The sequence below is a fragment of the Flammeovirga agarivorans genome, from assembly GCF_012641475.1.
Classification (GTDB): domain Bacteria; phylum Bacteroidota; class Bacteroidia; order Cytophagales; family Flammeovirgaceae; genus Flammeovirga; species Flammeovirga agarivorans.
Genome location: NZ_JABAIL010000002.1, coordinates 87,801 through 108,945 on the forward strand (window position 1 = coordinate 87,801; position 21,145 = coordinate 108,945).

12 protein-coding genes are annotated in these 21,145 nt (G+C 35.4%); 4 read left to right on the forward strand and 8 right to left on the reverse strand.

Annotated elements, in window-relative coordinates; translation table 11 throughout:
- Positions 1-2 precede the first annotated feature (2 nt).
- Positions 3-1,247, forward strand: a complete 1,245-nt coding sequence (locus HGP29_RS05205) for a hypothetical protein (protein WP_168881316.1) — start codon at positions 3-5, stop codon at positions 1,245-1,247.
- Positions 1,248-1,354: 107 nt separating this feature from the next.
- Here HGP29_RS05205 and HGP29_RS05210 read toward each other — a convergent pair whose 3' ends face one another.
- The 4 genes from HGP29_RS05210 to ileS all read right to left on the reverse strand — a co-directional run bounded on the left by HGP29_RS05210 (position 1,355) and on the right by ileS (position 6,971).
- Positions 1,355-2,059: a hypothetical protein gene (locus HGP29_RS05210; protein ID WP_168881317.1), complete on the reverse strand. Its 705-nt coding sequence runs from the start codon at positions 2,057-2,059 to the stop codon at positions 1,355-1,357.
- Positions 2,060-2,087: 28 nt separating this feature from the next.
- Complete coding sequence (locus tag HGP29_RS05215; protein WP_168881318.1) at positions 2,088-2,816, reverse strand: hypothetical protein; 729 nt, start codon at positions 2,814-2,816, stop codon at positions 2,088-2,090.
- 121 nt (positions 2,817-2,937) lie between these two features.
- Positions 2,938-3,483, reverse strand: coding sequence for a hypothetical protein (locus tag HGP29_RS05220; protein WP_168881319.1), 546 nt, complete (start codon positions 3,481-3,483; stop codon positions 2,938-2,940).
- A gap of 119 nt (positions 3,484-3,602) precedes the next feature.
- Positions 3,603-6,971: an isoleucine--tRNA ligase gene (gene ileS / locus HGP29_RS05225; RefSeq protein ID WP_168881320.1), complete on the reverse strand. Its 3,369-nt coding sequence runs from the start codon at positions 6,969-6,971 to the stop codon at positions 3,603-3,605.
- Positions 6,972-7,398: 427 nt separating this feature from the next.
- On the opposite strand from ileS, the gene HGP29_RS05230 reads away from it, so the two are divergent.
- Positions 7,399-7,773, forward strand: coding sequence for a hypothetical protein (locus HGP29_RS05230; RefSeq protein WP_168881321.1), 375 nt, complete (start codon positions 7,399-7,401; stop codon positions 7,771-7,773).
- 71 nt (positions 7,774-7,844) lie between these two features.
- On the opposite strand, the gene HGP29_RS05235 is transcribed toward HGP29_RS05230, so the two are convergent.
- The 3 genes from HGP29_RS05235 to HGP29_RS05245 form a co-directional block, all read right to left on the reverse strand.
- Positions 7,845-8,666, reverse strand: a complete 822-nt coding sequence (locus HGP29_RS05235; protein ID WP_168881322.1) for an alpha/beta hydrolase — start codon at positions 8,664-8,666, stop codon at positions 7,845-7,847.
- A gap of 45 nt (positions 8,667-8,711) precedes the next feature.
- Positions 8,712-9,746, reverse strand: a complete 1,035-nt coding sequence (aroB, locus tag HGP29_RS05240; RefSeq protein WP_168881323.1) for a 3-dehydroquinate synthase — start codon at positions 9,744-9,746, stop codon at positions 8,712-8,714.
- A 124-nt stretch (positions 9,747-9,870) separates the two neighbouring features.
- Positions 9,871-10,965 carry a chorismate mutase gene (locus HGP29_RS05245; RefSeq protein ID WP_168881324.1) on the reverse strand — a complete coding sequence of 365 codons (1,095 nt, stop codon included), beginning with the start codon at positions 10,963-10,965 and terminating at the stop codon, positions 9,871-9,873.
- A 295-nt stretch (positions 10,966-11,260) separates the two neighbouring features.
- On the opposite strand from HGP29_RS05245, the gene HGP29_RS05250 reads away from it, so the two are divergent.
- Positions 11,261-12,316 carry an NAD(P)H-dependent glycerol-3-phosphate dehydrogenase gene (locus HGP29_RS05250; protein ID WP_281615852.1) on the forward strand — a complete coding sequence of 352 codons (1,056 nt, stop codon included), beginning with the start codon at positions 11,261-11,263 and terminating at the stop codon, positions 12,314-12,316.
- Positions 12,317-12,459: 143 nt separating this feature from the next.
- Positions 12,460-13,581, forward strand: coding sequence for a 4-hydroxyphenylpyruvate dioxygenase (hppD, locus tag HGP29_RS05255; protein WP_168881325.1), 1,122 nt, complete (start codon positions 12,460-12,462; stop codon positions 13,579-13,581).
- Between the two features lie 82 nt (positions 13,582-13,663).
- On the opposite strand, the gene sov is transcribed toward hppD, so the two are convergent.
- On the reverse strand, positions 13,664-21,112 hold the full coding sequence (gene sov / locus HGP29_RS05260; protein WP_168881326.1) for a T9SS outer membrane translocon Sov/SprA: 7,449 nt from the start codon (positions 21,110-21,112) through the stop codon (positions 13,664-13,666).
- Positions 21,113-21,145: the final 33 nt, after the last annotated feature.

The window sequence follows — 21,145 nt, forward strand, 5'->3', positions numbered from 1 at the left end:
CAATGAAACTTTCAACTACTTCAAAAGTAGCAGCATTAATGACTGCTGCAGCCTTTTTTGGTTTAACTTCTTGTGATAAAAACGACGAACCATCAGCAGGTGGCGGGCCAACTGAAAAAACAGTATTCCATGTTGCAGCAGATGTAACGGATCCTGATGAGAATGTTGCTGTATTTATGCAACCAACAACTAATGTCACTGACACTACATTAACTTTCATGAACAACGGTTATGAAATGGATGGTGAACGTTCTGCAAGAGTAACAGCAGCTGGTGGTAGAATTTATAATTTAAATTATGGTACTGGACAAATCTACGAATTAGAACATGATGGCAACACTAGCTACACAAAAGTTAGTGAAGTAGACATTAGCCATTTAGTGGGCACTCACCCAAGATATGCTGCAGTGTCTGATGAAATGTTACTAGCTCACAATGTTGTAAAAACATATAACGAAGAGAATACTGAAGTACAAATCACTTTACAAATTGTAAAAATTTCAATTCCAGGACTGAACTTCAATGCAGAAAATGATTTCATCGAGCATGATTTAGGTACTTTCGCAATTGGTGACTCTTTTGTTGGTAGAGTTGATGCTCCTGTAATTATGGACAATAAAGTATACTACGGTACTCAATATAGACTATTAGGTCAACCTGATAATGGCGAACCAAGTTCTGACCGTCCTGATGCTATTGCAACAGTAGTTTTAGACTGGCCTACTTTAGAAAACCCTAAAACGGTTACTTACGAGGACTCTAAAGGTGATACTTATGGTTACAGAGGAAAAGCTATGCATGTTATTGATGGTTTTGTATACCAAATCAATATGACTACACAAGGATCAGATGCTGTAATTACAAGGTTAAATAACCAAGGTGAGTATGATACGTCTTACAAGTTTGATATCACAGATAAAGTAGGTAAAGCAGTTTCTTCTATTAACTGGCATCATGCAGGAGAAGGAAAAGGTTATGTTGCACTTGGTGATCCAAACTCTGACGAGGACAACATCTATGAAATTGCATATATTGATGTAGTAGCTCAAGATGTTCAGATTTTAAATGAAGTACCTAAATCAGACATGTGGTACTACCAATCTGGCGCTGTTGACCAAGGAAAATATTATATGGCGATTAGCCCTGTAGGTGCAGATGCTTATATCTGGGAATTTGAAGGAACTACAGCAACAAAAGGTGCTCAACTTGATGGTGGTAACATCTTTGTACAAGGTATTTATAAATAAGCTGTAAATACTACATTGATATAAAATAAAAGGTTCTTTACTCAAATAGTAAAGAACCTTTTATTATTTACATTAACGGGTAGTTTTCCTACTACCATTTTCAATATTTAATCACCAATCCATTTCCATTTATATTCTCCTTCGTCAAGGTAAAATGCAGCAGAGGCACTTTCTTTCGTAACTAATACTACTACTTCTTTAGTATTAGGATGAACTTCACTATCACCTTCATAACCTACTGTTATATCACTTGCTTTTTCAATGTAACAAGCTCCTATATAACTTAAGTCTTCATCCACTCCATTAAAGGGCTGTCCAGCTCCCATAATAAAATAACGATCAGGTGCATAATCCTTAAAAACAATAAACCCTTTCTTCCCTGAACTGATGTGTTCAATTCGCACCACATAGAAAAAAGTATCATCAGTGCTCAAACTCGCCTTCAAGAAAAAAGGATTAATATCGGGTTCTACCTTATATTCTCCAAATATTGATTTCAAAACTGAAAGAATTTCAGACGGCAAGAAATATCCTAAGTTGGACTCAAACCCTATCAGTTCTTCATTAATTTTATGATTGAATATTTTTCCTTCTAAATCCTTCACACCCTGTTTTAAAATATCATTTTCTTGCTGAATAGCCACCCATTTTTCCAAGTGTTCCAATTCTGAATTTTGGGTCTTTAATTCGTCATTCAGTTTTTTATTTTTTGTCTCTAAAACTGCTATCTGAGCTTTATATTCTCCTATTTCTTTTTCGTTATTATTACAAGAAATGATCAGAGCAAATGACAGTAGATAAAAGTATTTCATTGTTAATTTGATTAAGAGAGTAGAATAATTAATCAGCTTGTGCGTAAAGTTTAAATTCACCTTCATCTAAATAAGCCACTGCGGAAGAGAAATTAGTAAACGACAAAGAAATCACATTCAATGATTTAATTTGAGGAGCTGGATTTTCACCCCTACTTTCAACTAGATTAGTATTCAAAGTTGTCAATGCTAATAACCCATTTAAATCATCACTACCATCATTTAAAGTATTTCCTGCTCCTAAAATATAGAATTTACTATAATCACTCCCCTTTATCACAGCAACACCTTGTTTGTTATTCTGTTTGTTTTCAATAAAAACAGCATAATCAAGTTTATCATCAGTATCAAAATAGCCAGTCGTATAAAATGGATTCATAGCAGAAGATATTTTATATTTATCTGAAACAGATTCGAATGCTTGTAGAAACTCATTAGGTAGAGAAAACACAAAAGATTTCCTGAAGTTTTCAGGATCTACTTGCTTATTCATCGCATTTTCAGCCACCGTTTGATTTAATTTTTTAGTCTGTGCCTTTAAATCTTTATTAGTGATTTCTAAAGCATCCTTATCCCATTTTGCCGTCACATCTTTGAGTGTCTTAATCTTTATTTCCTGTTCCTTTACCTTATTTTCTAAAGTAAGATGAGTAGCTTCTAATTCGGCTAATTTCGTTTTATAGGATTGAAGTTCTTGTTCTTGATTCCCACATGAAATTAAGAAGAACAAGAGTAGAAAGTTTGTGTATTTTTTCATAGTAGATGTTAGTAAAAAAATCTTATTGATTTACCTCAAAAAGTTTGCCTTAAAGTGCTAATGAAGAAATATTGCAAGTGTTAAGTGATGCCTTCAGCTTAAGGCTGTAGTATAAGATTAATCAAACTTCAATAAAAATTAAACCACGAAAATTATGCTTTTCATAGATTGCTTTAAAATCATATTCGAGATCAACATTATCACCTTGATAACAAAATATCTCATTTGATTCAGGTATCATAAATATTGAATCTGATGTTAATCTATGTTCATGAAATTTATAATCTAAAACCTGAGAAATTTCATTATTAAAAGGATATCTGTCTACCTTTGAATTTTCCAGATCTAAAACATGGAGATAATTTTTACATTGATAAATATAAATGTCTCCATATAGCTCATGATTAACAGTAATTATTTCACCTGTCATTTCTAGAATAGTATAAAGATCTGATTCACACACTTTTTTATCAAAAGCGATTATACCTGCTCCTGAAGCATGAAAAAAATCATCCTTTACTTTTCTAACTTCAGAATTGTACCATGTATAATTACTCCAATTGTCTATTGAAGTAAAGACGAAATCTTCTTCTTTGTCATCCGGTAGAATCCAAGTAAAATCATTGCCGTCATTTACTTGTCCAAATTCAATTCTATAAACTTTCATAATAGTTTGCTTGAGTTTTCTTAAAAAAATATCCTAGTAGACTTTTTTTCTCAAAAAACAATAAAAAAACGGGTAACACTTTCTGCTACCCGTCTTCAATATCTAAATGTAAGCTAAGATTACTTGCTCACTTTTAATTTTACTTCAACTCCATCAAGGTCAAGTACAGTTGCATCTGCAACGGCATCTTCTACTGATAATGAAACAGCTTGTGTTTCTTCACAGATATAATCCTTGAATGACTCGAAAGCACCATTTACCAACTCATCACCTTTTTCAGCAACGATATTGATTTTGTCTTGTACTTCTAAACCAGAGTCTTTACGGATATTTTGTACACGATTTACAATATCACGAGCGATACCTTCTTTCTTCAACTCTTCTGTTAAAGTGATATCTAATGCTACTGTAATACCTTGATCTTTTGCCATTGACCAACCTGGGATATCATCCGAAGTAATCAATACATCCTCAATACCAAGAACTACTTCATTGCCATCTACATCAAAAGTATAAGAACCTGTTGACTCGATTGCTTTGATGTCGTCTTGTGACATTTGGTTTACTGTACCTGCAATGCCTTTCATAAGTTTACCGTACTTTCTACCTAAAGTTGCAAAGTTTGGTTTGATGTGCTTCACAAACATTCCTTCGTTTTCTTCTGTCAAGAATTCGATTTCTTTAATGTTTACTTCGGCCGCAATTACATCTTCAACAGCTTTGATTTGAGCAGTTACTTTAGCATTTACATCTGGAATCAAGATACGTTGTAATGGCTGACGTACTTTCAATTTATCTTTCTTACGGATAGAGTGTGTAAGTGATGAAATTACTTGTGCCAAGTGCATCTTCTCTTCTAAATCGATGTTGATCAACGCTTCATTTACTGAAGGGAAGTTCGCTAAGTGAACTGACTCTGCTTTATCTTTTCCTGTAGCCGCATTCAAATCTTGGAATAAACGATCCGCGAAGAATGGAGCAATTGGAGACATTAATACTGAAATTGTTTCCAAGCAAGTGTAAAGCGTTTGGTAAGCTGCAATCTTATCTGATGCATACTCTCCTTTCCAGAAACGCTTACGGTTTAATCTTACATACCAGTTCGACATGTCTTCGATTGTAAACGCTTGGATTGCTCTCGCTGCTTTTGTTGGCTCATAGTCATTGAATGCTGCATCTACCTCTTTCACTAATGTGTTAAGACGAGATAAAATCCAACGGTCAGACTCATGACGATCTTCCATAGGAACTTCCGCTTCTGAGTACGTGAAGTTGTCTAAGTTAGCATATAATGAGAAGAAAGAATACGTATTGTAAAGTGTTCCGAAGAACTTACGTTTTGTTTCTTTTACGCCTTCTAAGTCAAACTTCAAGTTATCCCATGGGTTGGCATTTGAAATCATGTACCAACGAGTAGCATCAGCACCGTGTTCTCCCATTGTTTCGAATGGATCAATCACGTTACCAACACGCTTAGACATTTTCGCTCCTTTCGCATCTAATACTAAACCATTAGAAACTACGTTTTTGTAAGCTACTGAGTCTTGTGTCATACCTGCAATTGCATGTAATGTAAAGAACCAACCACGTGTTTGGTCAACACCTTCTGCAATAAAGTCCGCAGGGAATGAACCATCGAAAATATCTTTATTTTCGAATGGATAGTGCCATTGAGCATAAGGCATTGCTCCTGAATCAAACCAAACATCAATAAGGTCTGTTTCACGATACATTGGCTTACCGCTTTCTGATACTAATACGATATCATCTACGTAAGGACGGTGTAAGTCGAATTCCTCAGTCAACTCATCATTATCTGTGATGTACTTAGGATTTCTTGGCATTACCCCTGCCTTCACTGATTTTTTCACTAATTCACCCAATTCAGCTACTGAACCGATACAAACTTCTTCGTTTCCATCTTCAGTTCTCCAAATTGGAAGTGGAGTACCCCAATAACGTGAACGTGACAAGTTCCAGTCTACTAAGTTTTCTAACCAGTTTCCGAAACGTCCTTCACCTGTTGCTTTTGGCTTCCAGTTGATTGTTTTGTTTAATTCAACTAAACGATCTTTTACAGCCGTAGTACGGATAAACCAAGAATCTAATGGATAGTATAAAACCGGTTTATCTGTTCTCCAACAGTGTGGGTAACTGTGGACATACTTCGCTACTAAGAATGCTCTGTTCTCAGTCTTCAATTTAATAGCGATACGAACGTCCATTGATTTGTAACCCTTTTCAGCAGCTACTTCCTCTTCGTATTCTGATTTAACGAATTGCTCACCGAACTCTCCCATTTCTTTTACATAGCGACCTGTTTTGTCTACTAATGGAAGTGGCTCACCTTTTTCGTCAAATACAACAACTGGAGAAATACCTGCAAGGTTAGCAACTCTCTGGTCATCTGCACCAAAAGTTGGAGCAATGTGAACGATACCTGTACCGTCTTCAGTAGTTACGAAATCACCAGGGATTACTTCAAATGCTTTACCTTCAGGTTTTACATATGGCAATAATTGCTCATATTTTGTACCTACTAAGTCAGCACCTTTTAATTCGGCAACTACTTTTGCAGGAACAACTTTAGCACCCTTTTCATAGGCATCAAAGTCAGCATCTAATTGCTTCTTCGTTACATAAGCATTTAAACGATCTTTGGCTAAGATTACAGTAATTGGCTCAAAAGTATACGCATTGTACGTTTGAACTTTTACGTAATCGATATTCTTACCTACCGCTAATGCTGCGTTAGATGATAACGTCCAAGGAGTTGTCGTCCATGCTAGGAAGAATAAATCACCGTGTAAATCTGAGAATAAAGCTGAATTATTGCCCTCATCAATTGCTTTGAATTGAGCAGTAATCGTTGTATCCGTTACATCTCTATAAGCACCTGGCTGGTTTAATTCGTGAGAAGATAAACCTGTACCTGCTGCAGGAGAATACGGTTGGATAGTATATCCTTTGTATAATAAATCTTTCTTGTACAGTTCTTTTAATAAGTACCATACAGATTCCATATAATTCTTTTCAAAAGTGATATAAGGTGTTTTTAAGTCTACCCAATATCCCATTTGTCTAGTTAACTCATCCCACTGCTCTTTGAATTCCATTACCGTTTTACGGCAAGCAGCGTTATAGTCATCAACAGAAATTTTCTTACCAATATCTTCTTTAGTAATGCCAAGCTCTTTTTCTACTTTCAACTCAACTGGTAAACCGTGAGTATCCCATCCAGCTTTACGCTTTACTTCAAATCCTTTTAATGTTTTGTATCTATTAAAAAGGTCTTTTACAGCACGGCCCATCACGTGGTGAATACCAGGTGCACCGTTAGCTGAAGGAGGTCCTTCATAGAAAACGAATGATGGATTACCCTGTCTTGATGAGACAGACTTATCGAAGATATTTTGCTCTTCCCAATATTGGCGAATCTCTTTGTTCGCTGCTACAAGGTCAAGGCCTTTGTATTCTTTAAATCCCATTGGATGATGTAACTGTCAATAATTTTGATATAAAATACCTAAGAAGGTACAATTCGCACAAATATCGTAATTTGTTTGTAAATGAGAAACTAACTAACAGGGATCTTAGAGAATATTTACAGCAATGAATTAATTGTCAAAGAAATAATATTTTTCAGAATGATTTATATTTAATACCATGATCAAGTTTTTAGAAATTTATCTAGTGATACAAAACCTATTTCTACTCAAGGAATTTTCTATTTTCTATCATTCAGAACTCAGACAAATAGAATTAACTCTATGAATATCTGATCAATACATATTCATTTCAACCTCATTAACATAAAAAACTGACATAAGTCACCCTTTATTGATGAAAACCATTAGCTTTGTTATCACAAATCATCTCATGGCTTTCACAATAATCACATACTGTTAATTTTAAATGGATTACGAGATTATTAACAATGACGATCATATTTTATTAACGATAAAAGGGGAACCGGATATTTTAGTACTCAATAAAGCATTGCAAGAGTCATTATCATTGGTTCAGACGTTGTCTACTCCCATTTTATTTATCAATGGTCATCAGTTAAACAAAAATTTTAAGGTGTTTGAAAAGCATCATTTAATCTCACAACTAGATGAAATAGGTTTTAGTAAAGACACTAACTTTTTTATCATGTCTGACATGAGTAAAGAAGAAAAAACACTAGTTGAAACATTTGGATCAAACAGATCGTGGAAGATTAAGGTGTTTAAGTATCTAGATCAAGTAGAAACGATCATCAAAAGAACAAAAACACCGGTTATTTAAGTTGAATTTACACACCAACGAATATATATAAAGAAATACCCCCTTCTTATTTTAAGATGGGGGTTATTTATTTACTGACCACAGATTCTTTCAACTTCTTTTAATAGTAATGGTAATGCTGGGTAAACCATTCCATGATCATAACCATCCAATTCTAAAAGCCTTGTATCTTTATGTCCTGCGACCTTCATCATTCTATACATATAGGCATTTTCCTCATATCTACCCAATAGTTCTAATTCTCTATCGCCAGTGATCAATAATAATGGCGGTGCATCTGGTCTCACATGGTATAATGGGGCTAGATTATCAATTATAGGTTGCTCGCCTTCTATTCCTCTTTCCTTCCTTACGGTAAAATGTGTGATACAATGGCCACTAAATGGGACCAAGCCCGCGATATCATTAGCATCAATATCATGTTTTTGTAGATAAGATTTATCTAACCCTACCATGCTTGCTAAGTATCCTCCAGCAGAATGACCTGCTATAATGATCTTAGAAGCATCTCCTCCAAAGTCTTCTATATTTTTGAACACCCAAGCTACAGCGGCGGCTGCATCATCAATATATTTTGGAGCCTTAACCTTTGGATAAAGTCGATAGTTTACACCAATAACAGCTACTCCTTGTTCTTTTAAAGTCTCAGGAATTTCTTTATGATACGATGTAAGACCTCCTCCATGAAACCAAACAATAGTGGGGTAATCCTGAATATTTGTTGGGTAATAAACATCCAACACACACCTCTCTTTAATATAATCATCTCCTCCTCTTACCGCTTCGGAGTAATATGGAATATTGTTCTTTTGTGAATATTTGATCGTTTTTACTTGGCAAAACGATACAAATGAAATTAGGAAAAACAGGGGTAATAATATATGCTTTTTCATTTTGCTTTAAGATGAAAATGGCGATCTAATAAAGATCGCCAAATTTTATAAACTCATATAATAACGAATTGACTTCTCAATATCCGTCCATTCGATAAATTGATCATAAGTACAATCACCAATTTTTGTTAGTAAGGAATGACTTAACTTTTTGCCAGTATTCTTCTTATCCTGCAATAAGTAAGCATACAAATGCTCTAAATCACTTTCCTTTAATTCAACCTTACCATAAACAGATAAGATATATTCTTGAATTTTTACTAACTCTTCTTTTGATAAACCTGTAAATTGAGTAGATAAATAAGCCTCTGCAATCATACCTACAGCAATTGCTTCACCATGCAGAAGCTTTCTTCCAGGGATGTCTAAAAGGTAAGATTCTATAGCGTGACCAACTGTATGACCATAATTCAATATTTTCCTTAATCCCTTTTCAGTAGGATCAGAAGTAACTACTTTATCTTTAATTCCTATTGAATGAGGAATAATCATAGCTAAATCTTGATCACTTAATGGCATTGATGATACTGTCTCCCAATGTCCTGCATCAGCAATTAAACAGTGTTTGATTACTTCAGCAAAACCCGACCTCAATTCATTCGCTGGAAGAGTTTTAATAAACTCAGGATAAATCAGAACATTATCAGGTACTCTAAATACGCCGATATGGTTTTTCAATTTACCAAAGTCAATACCGAGCTTACCTCCAACAGAAGCATCAACTTGAGAAAGCAATGTTGTGGGCATTTGCCAGAAGTCAATTCCTCTTTTGTAGGTAGAAGCACAAAAACCTCCCATATCTCCAATTACACCACCACCTAAGTCAAGTACTGCCGCTTTACGGTCAAAACCTGCATTGGTTAGCTCCTGCCAGATATGTTGACAAGTATCTAGAGTTTTGTTTTCCTCTCCACTTACTACCTCAATTAAAATATGAGATGGTAGAAAGTCTTGAACAAGAGGGTAACAATCTCTTTTTGTATTTTCATCAACAATTACTGCTAGATTAGTATATGACACTAACCCTTCAAAAGTTGATGATTCAATTTTATCTAAAAATGTTACTTTATTGATGCTCATAGCAAACAGTTCATCATCAAAAAAATAATACTATCAGCGAAGTAATAGTATTCAAAATTTCTATAAGAAAAAGGCGGTAATATCCTTAAGATATAACCGCCTTTGTATATAGCTATAAAAAAGCTTACGCCTTTTCAGTGTTAACTACTGCAGTTTGAAGACGGATAGACTCGTCATGAACTAGTTTGAATACTTGCTCCATGAAAGATTTGCTCAAACCTAACTTTTCAGCTTGCTCAGGACGGTTTTGGAAGATATCGATCCAACGACCTGCTTGGAATACTGTTAAGTTGTTATCACGCTTGTAGTCACCGATTTCGTTAACTACTTTCATTCTTTGAGATAAAACTTCAAGAAGTTCGTTATCTAAACGATCAATTTTAGAACGTAAAGTTTCTAATTGAGAGTTTACTTCTTCAGCATCAGTTGTACTTTTCTTGATTTTCACTTCGTTCAAGATCTCAGCTAAACGCTTTGGAGTAACTTGTTGTGAAGCATCAGACCAAGCATTATCTGGATCTCTATGTGTTTCGATCATTAGACCGTCAAAGTCTAAGTCGATTGCTTTTTGAGATACTGGGTAGATAAGGTCTCTTGTACCACCGATATGAGATGGGTCACAAATTAATGGTAAGTTAGGAAGCTCTGTTTTTAAAGCGATAGCTAATTTCCACATAGGTACATTTCTGTACTGAGTTTTCTCAAATGATGAGAAACCACGGTGGATACCAGCGATCTGACGAACACCTGCACCATAAATACGCTCAATTGCACCTTTCCATAATGCTACATCTGGGTTGATAGGGTTCTTGATCATTACAGGAACATCCTTCACACCTTTCAATGCATCAGCAATTTCTTGAATAGTAAATGGGTTCACAGTACTACGAGCACCGATCCAAAGAACATCAACACCATACTTAAGAGCTAACTCAACATGTTGAGCATTTGCTACCTCAGTTGTGATTGGCATGTTCAATTCTTTCTTAACATTAGCAAACCACTTTAAACCTTCTTCACCGATACCCTCGAATGAACCTGGTCTAGTACGTGGTTTCCAAATACCAGCACGAAGCATAGTAATGTCAATCTCTTTTGTAATCTGACGACAAGTTTCCATTAACTGGTCTTCAGATTCTGCGCTACATGGCCCAGCAATGGCAATGGGACCCCCATTTTTCACTACTGACCAACTTTCTAATGGTTGTATATCTTTCATCTCTGATTATTTTCTAGATAGTATTGAATTATGCAAAATTACAAAAAATTAAAATAAAACAACGCCTTATTAAAATAATTACAGAAATTAACATACATTTTTGATTATTGACAATAAAAAACAAATTATTGAATGAATTTCGTATTAACTATCAGTTAAAATGGTGTTACTTTGTATGTTTTTGAATTGGAAACGAAGTAAATAAACAGCATACTTGTAAACGGAAGTAGACAATTTACGTTTATAATCATATTGATTATTTACTTTTACGATTAAATCAACATTATCATTATACGTGGGACAAGAAACAAAACATTCACAGTTCTTAGAAGACCAAAATGTTATTCCAGACATCTCTAAAATTGCAGTAATTGGAGGAGGTAGCTGGGCCACCGCATTAGTGAAAATCTTGTCAGATGGAGGAAAAACCAAGTTACATTGGTGGATTAGAAATCAGGATGATATTAACCATATCAGACAGTACAATTCTAATCCTAGATATTTACCATCAGCCAAGATCTCTCCGGAACATGTGATCCCTTTCAGTAATATAAAAGATGCTATCAGAGAAGCGAATTGCATCCTTCTAGCTGTCCCTGCAGCCTTTGTTCTTGATGCTATAAAAGATCTAACTCCAAAAGATTTTGAAAATAAATTTGTTATCTCTGCCATTAAGGGACTAATACCAGAGAAACATATTCTAGTTACTGAACACATCGAAAAGAATTTTAGTGTACACCATAAGCGTGTTGCTGTTATTGGCGGTCCCTGTCATGCAGAGGAAGTAGCCATGGAAAAGCAGGCTTATTTAACTATTGCTTCTGGGAGCAAAAGGTTCGGAAAAGAACTCTCTGAGGCCATGCAAAACCGTTACATTAAAACAACATCTATTAGAGATATTTATGGTGTAGAATATTCTGCTGTAATGAAAAATATCGTTGCTATTTCATGTGGTATCGCCCATGGATTAGGCTATGGAGACAACTTTCAAGCAGTTTTAGTATCTAATGCAATGCAAGAAGTACAGTACTTTTTGAAGGCAGCTTACCATATTAAAAGAAACTTATTAGGAACAGCATATTTAGGAGATATGCTTGTGACCTCTTATTCTCAATTTAGTAGAAACAGGACTTTTGGTAATATGATTGGCCATGGGTATTCTGTTAAAGCAGCACAACTTGAAATGCAGATGGTTGCTGAGGGTTATTATGCTGTAAAGAGTATCTATGAAATTGCAAAAAGGTTAGATATTGAAAATGACCTACCAATCACAAGAGCCGTTTATAACATTCTATATGAGAGAATTTCACCAATTGTGGAGTTCAGAATTTTGAAAGATCAACTTAACTAACTAATTTTCGTACAAATAACTATACTTACTATCACTTATTTAGAAATCAAGATTTACATAAACATAAATGATAAAAGGTAGTTTCAGCTACCTTTTATTTTATCTTTTTTATACCAATTTAAACACACAATTATTTAAAACACATGCTAATCTCAGAGAAACATCACACTACTGATGTGGATTTTCTGCCTATCAATGGTACAGATCACATCGAGTTCTATGTGGGTAATGCTAAGCAAGCTGCCTACTTCTATCAAACAGCATTTGGCTTTAAACTTGTCGCTTATGCTGGACCTGAGACAGGAATCCGAGACCGTGCTAGCTATGTTCTACAACAAGATAAACTTCGTTTTGTCTTCACCACATCACTAGAATCTAAATCTGTCATCGCCAACCATGTACACAAACATGGAGATGGAGTTAAAGTACTTGCTCTTTGGGTAGACGATGCTCGTCAATCATACGAAGAGACAATCAAAAGAGGAGCTGCTAGTGTTCAAGCTCCATATACACAAAAAGATGAGAATGGAGAAGTCATTATGGCAAGTATCAGAACCTACGGCGATACTATTCACACATTTGTGGAAAGAAAAAACTACACAGGAGCATTCCTTCCTAATTTCGTAGCCAAAGAACCTTTAATGGACATCACTCCGATTGGTCTAAAGTATGTTGACCATTGTGTAGGTAACGTTGAATTAGGAGAAATGAACAAGTGGGTTCAATTCTATGAAGATGTCATGGGCTTTAAGCTTCTATTAACTTTTGATGATAATGATATTTCTACAGACTATACTGCACTCATGTCAAAAGTGGTATCCAATGGTAATGGATATGTTAAATTCCCTATCAATGAACCAGCAGATGGCAAGAGAAAATCTCAGATTGAAGAGTATTTAGAGTTCTATAATGGTGCAGGTGTACAACATATTGCTGTTGCTACAGATGACATTTGCCATACAGTAAGTGAGCTTAGAAAAAGAGGAATCGAGTTCTTGTATGTCCCTGATAATTACTATGAGGATCTTAAGGACCGAGTGGGTGATATTGATGAAGAAATTGAAAAACTAAAGGAACTCAATATTCTTGTAGATAGAGATGAGGAAGGGTACTTACTTCAAATCTTCACAAAACCTGTTGAGGATAGACCTACTTTATTCTTTGAGATCATACAAAGAAAAGGTGCTAAATCATTCGGTAAAGGTAACTTCAAAGCGCTATTCGAAGCTATCGAAAGAGAGCAAGCTTTAAGAGGTAATCTGTAAAAGAATTATTGACCAATATAAAAAGCCTGAATCTTAGATTTATCTCTAATGATTCAGGCTTTCTTTGTTTATAAAGAATATTTTATTGCGTCAGTGAGTACTTAAATTGAACACCAACAGCTGTAGATGTTCTTCGATATGCATTAGACACCTTTGGATCATTGATTGTTCTATCAAAATAGAACTGAAGATTTGCTCTATCATTTAATAGATAGTTGATGGTTGGTCTCAATGCAAAGTTCATATTACCTGCCGTCACAACATTCTCCTCATCCATTCTATATTGAGTCGTCTGATTATCTCTGATTGAAAGTGCCAATCTAAATGTAATATCATTTTTAAGCACCGTTGTTCTACCTTTCGATCTAAATGGCAACTTCATACCAGAAGCTGTGTAGCCAATATCGATTGTAAAATCATTGTTTAGTTGCTCTGTCACCTGAGCATTCGATAAGTTCAATGATAACATACGTCCTTTATTATAATCAAACTTAATCTGCAAGTCATTCATCAACTTCACATTGATACCAATTAATGGACCGAAACGCTCTTCGATATTCACTTGGTTAATGACATAAACAGGAACAAGATTACCTTCTGCGTCTGTTCTAGCAGCAGGCTGATCATTGATATCCTTATCTGGGCCAATTTCTGTAGCTCCATATAGTAAAGAAGAGTTATAGTTACCAATTGTATACGTAGATTGATATGCATGTGAAATGGTAATCGACTTAAAAGTATCTTTTAATCCCTTCATTTTAGACAATCCTGTGTATCTCACATCCCAATTTGGAATTGGGAAAGAAGATGGGAATGATGATAAATTTACATTCTCTGCACTTTGCCCAGTGTATGCAGCGATAAATGCCGGAATTAATACATCTTGATCATTCTCTCCATATTGTGTAGTAGGATTAGTAGAGTTTAATCTATCCTGGACCACTTCTCTGTTGTCTACAAAATTATCAAAGTTGGCAGATTCATTATCACCATTTGGTTTTGCAAAAGCAGTAGGTAGCGAGAAGAAACTGATACCAAATGAACCTGTTCTAGTTGGTGACAATGAGTTATATGTACCAATAGCACCATCAAACCTAAACACCTCAGAATATGCTTCTGTCTTTGATGAAGTACTAGTCAGAGTAATTTTGAAATCCTTAATAGGTTCTATGTTCGCTCTTACTCTATACTCCTCTCTTTTCTGTTGTACGAACTGATTATTCAAATATTCAGATGGTGCTAACCAACCACTTTCAGCGGCTTCAAAACGTATATTAGGGTCTTGACTACCTAATATAAATGGTGCTCCAGGTGCATTGTATTTACTATCAAAACCAAAATATTCTGCAGTTGGCATATAACCAGGAAGAGTCGTACTGTTGTTCTCAGAGTATGTCATATCAATATCTTTTAGCATGGTAGCTAAACGGATACCAGTATCTCCTACTTTTTCACCAAAACCTTTTTGAGGCTCGTCTCCTCTTTCTTTTAATTTTGTGTTTACTGCTAGTAATTCCTCTTCAGTGTCTTTGATCTCAACAGCTAAAGCATCTAATTTTTTATTTTTCTTAGGATTTTCTTTTGCTAATTGAGCATTAAGAGTATCCATTTGCACATTATAAATCTGGATCTTTTCTTCTAAACTAGCATAGTCCTTGTCCTTAGATTTATATTTTTCAATCTTCTCACGAAGTTTTGTGACTTTACCTTCAATCTTTTCTTTTTCTTTATTGACTCTATCCTTATCGGCGTTTCTCAATTTAGATTGCTCTGTTCTAAGCTTTTTCAACTTATCTTTTAGCTTCACTTTTTGATACGCAAGTCGGGTATTATCTTTTTTCTGATTTCTACTTTGCCCTCTTCTCGATCTCGATCTACTTCTTGATGTTGTACCGTTTTCAAGATGATTTACATAACCAAATTTCTTGTAGATAGTATTAAAATCAAGTTTTGAGTTTAATGAGATTTGCTGATTATTTGAGATTGTATTACCTAAAGTATCTGCAATTCCCAATGTTCCTGCCGTCCATGTTGTCCCTGCCACATATCTTGCATTTGCTCCAACAAAGTCTAAGCCTGGAATTTTATTAATAGGAATATTATAAGTACCTGAGATCTGTTGATCAAACAATTTCATACGACCAAAATTCTTCAGATTCGTTAAAATTGAATCTTTAGCGACATCAGTATCAATACTTCCTTCAGGTTCATCGACCAAAGCATTTGCTGTTGCTGCGTAATCAATTTTTAAACTCTTAGCTAAATTCCATCCTAGGTTGTATCCACGGTTAAATAAGAAACTTTTTTCGTAAGTAGGCAGAATGCCTTCTGTTGTAAATTCACCGTTAGAATCTAAGGTTCTTAATTGTGTATATCTGTATTGTCTGTCCAAATCGGCTCTCACAGAATAAGAACTAGGAATTGGTAAGATATTAAAGTCTGTTACTAAAGCAGCCCAATCAGAATTGCTATCTGAATTCTTAAATGGCTCCCAAGCTTTTAGTGGTAATTGATAAGTATAAGCGGCCCCTAATTTCCATTGTTTAAAATCTTTTGCTTGTGTATTCTTATCCCTCATTGTTCTATCAGAATAGGATCCACTCAAACTTAAGTTTTCAATATCCCATGGATAGCTTTTAGCCTCTGGATTCATCTTGATTTTGGTCAAGTTGGATACATTGATACTCCTCGCCTCCTCAAGATACTTCACCTGTTCTTCGTAGTAACTACCTCTAACTTCTCCAGAAACAGATAAAGGAACATCGGCGTCTAATGGGTCAAAATATGGATTTGATCCTTTCCGGTCGTAACTCATATAGATAGGTACCGATAGACCAATTTTATTTAACCATATTTTCTCTAAGTTAATATTAGCCGAAACACCAAATTCCAAGTTGTCTTCCATTTGACGGTCTCCAATTTTATCTTGAATACCACCAAAACCTACAGTACTATACCTTGTATTGGCTTTCACATTCATGAAATCCGCTAATGTTGCATCAACCGAAGCATTGGCGGCCCAAGCAGAGAACGTTGAATATTCTGTTGCTCTCAATTCATTCGCCCAAATACAAACATCATGTTTTGCAGCATCTTCAGACAATGGGTTTCTTACACCAATCATTGCAGTTTGTACAGAACTCATATCAGGATTACCCACCACTCGAACTTTATATTGTCGAAGATTAGCAGTAGTAAGGTTCGCCGGATAAGGAACAGTTCGATCTGCACCTTCAGAATTACGTTTTATCTTAATATTATAAAGCTCTTCTAAAGCTACATCGATTTCGTTTTCCCTAGGCCAAATGGCATTCTGAGTAGTAGAATACCTAGGAGTGATATATAGTGGCACTTCAATTTCATAGTAGTTATCGGTAAGATCTGTACCTACTCTTAAAAATGCCGTTAATTCTTCATCCTTCGCTGATTCTGATTGAGCATGGAGCTCCATCCTGATCCGTTTATAGTTGACAAGACTGAGACTAAAGTTTTTATATACAGCTACGCCTTCGTCATCCATTAAATCTTCAACACAAACTTGTATAGATTGTTCATTGATTCTTCTAGTGACCGTTGAAGTAGCATCATAATCTCTTTCGAATCCTGGAGGTAATACATATGGTATTTTACCACTCTCATCCGTTACACCATTTTGTTCAATATTTACAGATGAAATATTTACAGTTGCTGTTGATGGCGCGAGGTCTTCATTTTCAATATTCTCTGCATATTGACGCCACTGTGCACCAACTAACTGGAAGTTCAATAATCTTAATACGACAGGTTGCTCCCAATCCGTCATAAATAAACGGATAAACTTCACTGACTTGAAATTATCAATACTACCTACTTTAGTATAGTTACTATCATCTCTAATTGGAATTCTTACTTGATACCAAGTCACTAGCTCTCTTGTTTCAGGAGCTTCTGAAGTCACTCTATCTACAACATATTTGCTATTTTCTAATTGACCAGGACGTAAATCCAATTCATACTCGAAATAAGCATTAAGTTCATTTAGAGTATTATCTCCATTCAAGTCTTCGTTGTTTGGATAGCTTGAGTTGGATGGTGTATAATTACTACCACCAGAGTTCTCTGGAGAGTTTCGTTCAGTTCCATTAAACCTCTTGTAACGCTCTAACACTTTTAGGTCTTGAGCATCTGCATTATCACCTAAGTAATATTGGAAGTCATCTCCTGATGGATCTGAAAGAATTTGATTTAAAGCTTCTGGTGATAAGATATTAGGTAAACGATCTATGAAATAAGTTTTAAAGAACTCTGCTTCTTCTTCACTTGTCAAACCATCATAACCAATATCCTGTGCATCTCTTGGAACGGCAGTACTGAATACATTATTTACGAACTGTGTCGTTGGAGAATAACCCCAAACAGATTGATTCAATAACGATTTATTAGTCGTCATACCGTTCTCGAAGAAATGTCTTCCATCTGGCACAACATCCTCAGAAACACTACCTAAGTCAATAAAAACTTTACCACCAGTCGTGTTATTCTGCCCTTCTATTTCTGCATTTTGACCTGTAATAAATGGATCCATCATCCAGAATTCGATATACTGAACATTCAAGTTATCGAAATCTACATCTGTTGTAATTGCTTTTGTGATGGCTCCAAAATTTTGTTTTGGGTCCCTAAGTGAACCATCAGCATTTAGGTCAGTATTGTAGTTATATGGTCCTCTTTCGGTTGGATAATACGCTAAATCAAAAGTCACCTCATTGGTATTGATCTGATTCGCTTGACGGTTTTTATATACTTCATTATATGGAATCAAACGAACGTAATGATTTTCCATATCTTGATCCGATATATTGGCAGGTCTACTTGTTGAACCTGAAGTATAATAGAATACATTATCAATATTATACCATGCTAATAATGCTCTTCTATGATTATAGGCCAATGAATCCTCAGGAGTAGTTGGAGGTGCCACTCCCCACCCTTGCTGATCTAATATATATTGAGGAGTACTACCATGAGCCCATGAAATAGGATTAAGTCCAAGATCATATGGTACTTCTGCTCCCTCAAAATCATCAATATAACCCGTTCCATCAGTACCAATTAACTTGGGTGTACCCGGAATTAGTTGAGCAAATTCGCCTTTAAATGAGAACGTCGATTTTTCTTGAGTATCTAAGCCTGGAATGGCATCAACTAACTTAGTTAGGAACCTAGACTCAGTGGTATAATCCATTGTTAAACCCCACATGGTGTTTTTTACAGGCTCACTACCAACGTTTACTCTAGAGATTAGAGGTTTTTCTGACAGGTGCATCAATGTACCTGAGATAATAAAATCTTCACTAAAGTGGTATTCTAAATCAACTCCAGCCAAAGTCTTTGTTTGGAAGTTGAAAAGGTCTGCTCTTTCATAAGTAATTCGGATATCTTTACCTGAGTTAAGTACACCTTCATCCAAAATGGTAACTCTACCAAATTGATAATCCACCGTATATTGTACTCCTTCTGTTAGGGTTACACCACCAGAAGTAATATTTACCGAATTTTCTGCGATGTTAATTCCAGGTAATAAAATTTCGTTTGATGAACCTCCTTTATAACTACCTTTTAAGAAGTATTTATTTTGTTTAGTATTTAATACTGCGTCTGCTTGTGTCTTTTGATAAAGATCAAAGAACACATATTTTTCGACTAAATTCGTTTCGCTAGGCTCAAAGTCATTTTCTAATGTTGTTCCGAAAGGTTCAAGAACTGGGAATATAATCCTACCATTTCGTGAATCAATAGTTACTCCTTCAATGTAGTCAAAGTTACCATCCTTCTGTAATTCTAGGTTCATGTTCAAACGATCAAGACCTGTCACTTCGATTAACGGAACATTGGCTAAATTCTGACCTTCTTGTATACTTGGGTTATCTACACCTGTCGCATCATCTCTGTAGATAATTCTAAACTGAAAATCTTCTTTTTGAATTGAATTAGCCTGAAGGGAATAAATGTTTTTCATCATTAAGTCCCACATTGGCAAAGAAGTATTGATAGTCGAAGGACTCAACAACTTCATAAACATCACTTCATCTTGTGATAAGTTTGGTAGGTCTTCATTCAATTCACCCACTTTATAAGTAGCTCCATTGTAAGTGTATTCAAAGGCTACAGCTAAGATCTCATCATTTCTTAAAGGTGTATTCAATGAGATATATCCCAGTTGTTGGTTATAGGTAAATTCTGTTGGAGTTAGTTCTCTTGCTGAACGTAAAATCTCAAATTCAGCACCATTTTCCATTCCTAACCCCTCTAACTGTCCTTTTATAGCATCTGAATTTCTATTTAAATTCTTTACTGAACTATAAAGTGTGTTGGCATTATTATCTGCTACTGGGTTTGTGTTTGTTCCCCATGATGGATTGTAAGGGTTTGCTTCACCCAAATCCATCAAACCTACTAAGTTTCTTTGTGTTTGAGTATCATTAGAACGGTTAGTCACATACACCTTCATACGCGTTACCACTACTCCTGAAATAACGTTAGGTGTTTGTTTTAATGATTCTTCGTATTTATCTCTAAAGAAATGTCCTATGAAGAAATGTCGGTTATTATCATAAGTATCTGCTCTAAATTCAAATTCTCTATTCTGCCCTCCATTCTTAATTGTAATGGTTTCTTGTGATCCTCGCTGTGAAGAGAAAACACTACTCACATATAAGTTTCCAAACCTTAGTTTACTGTATACACCAAACAGGTTCTGAGCTCCTGTGATTAATGAGTTTCGTACATTAAAACTTACATTACCTACTTGAATATCTTGAATGATATCATAATCGTAAGCAGTGTAAGCCATATTATACTGCTGATCGAACTGGAAAGTACTTTTCGTATCAAAATTGGATGATAGCTCTAGTTTGTCTCCTACCTTACCTACCATTCCAAGACCAACTTGTTGATCAAAATTAAATCCTCCGTTTCTTTGTTGTGTTACTGGTACTTGTGGGTTATCAACTCTTTGAAAAAGTAGACCAAAATCGAGCATTGCACTACCATTCAATTGAAAGTCAAGTGTACTACCTCCAAATAGAAAGTCTGCCACTCTACCTAACTCAATTTCTGGAATAAGTCGACCTCCATCTTGCCCTGGCAAAGCATCTCCACCATCTTGTTGCACTGAAAGCGTCTTATAATACCCTTCCATATGTTTTTTAAAGAGATAATCTCTATATGCATCATAAGGGATATAAGAAGGCTCTCTGTAATCAAGATTACCGTTTAATGTCTCCTTTATATCATAAGATGCTCCGGAGCTATCAATAGAAATTTCCGTTGAGACTCCAGGTGTTGTACCTAATAATGGAGTACTGTATTGAGGTGAAGACACAGGGTCCCCGACCCTATCTTTTTCATAGGGTTTAGAAGGCTTGAACCTAGTAGTATCCTGATCTTCTTTCATTTCCTCCTGAGGTAGATCCTGCTGGAAATACATCGGAGTTGCATTACTCTTGGTGGCTCCCACAAAAACAGGGAACATAAAAAATAGAGTAAGCACAGATAGTAAAACTGCGTTATTTAAGCGAAACAA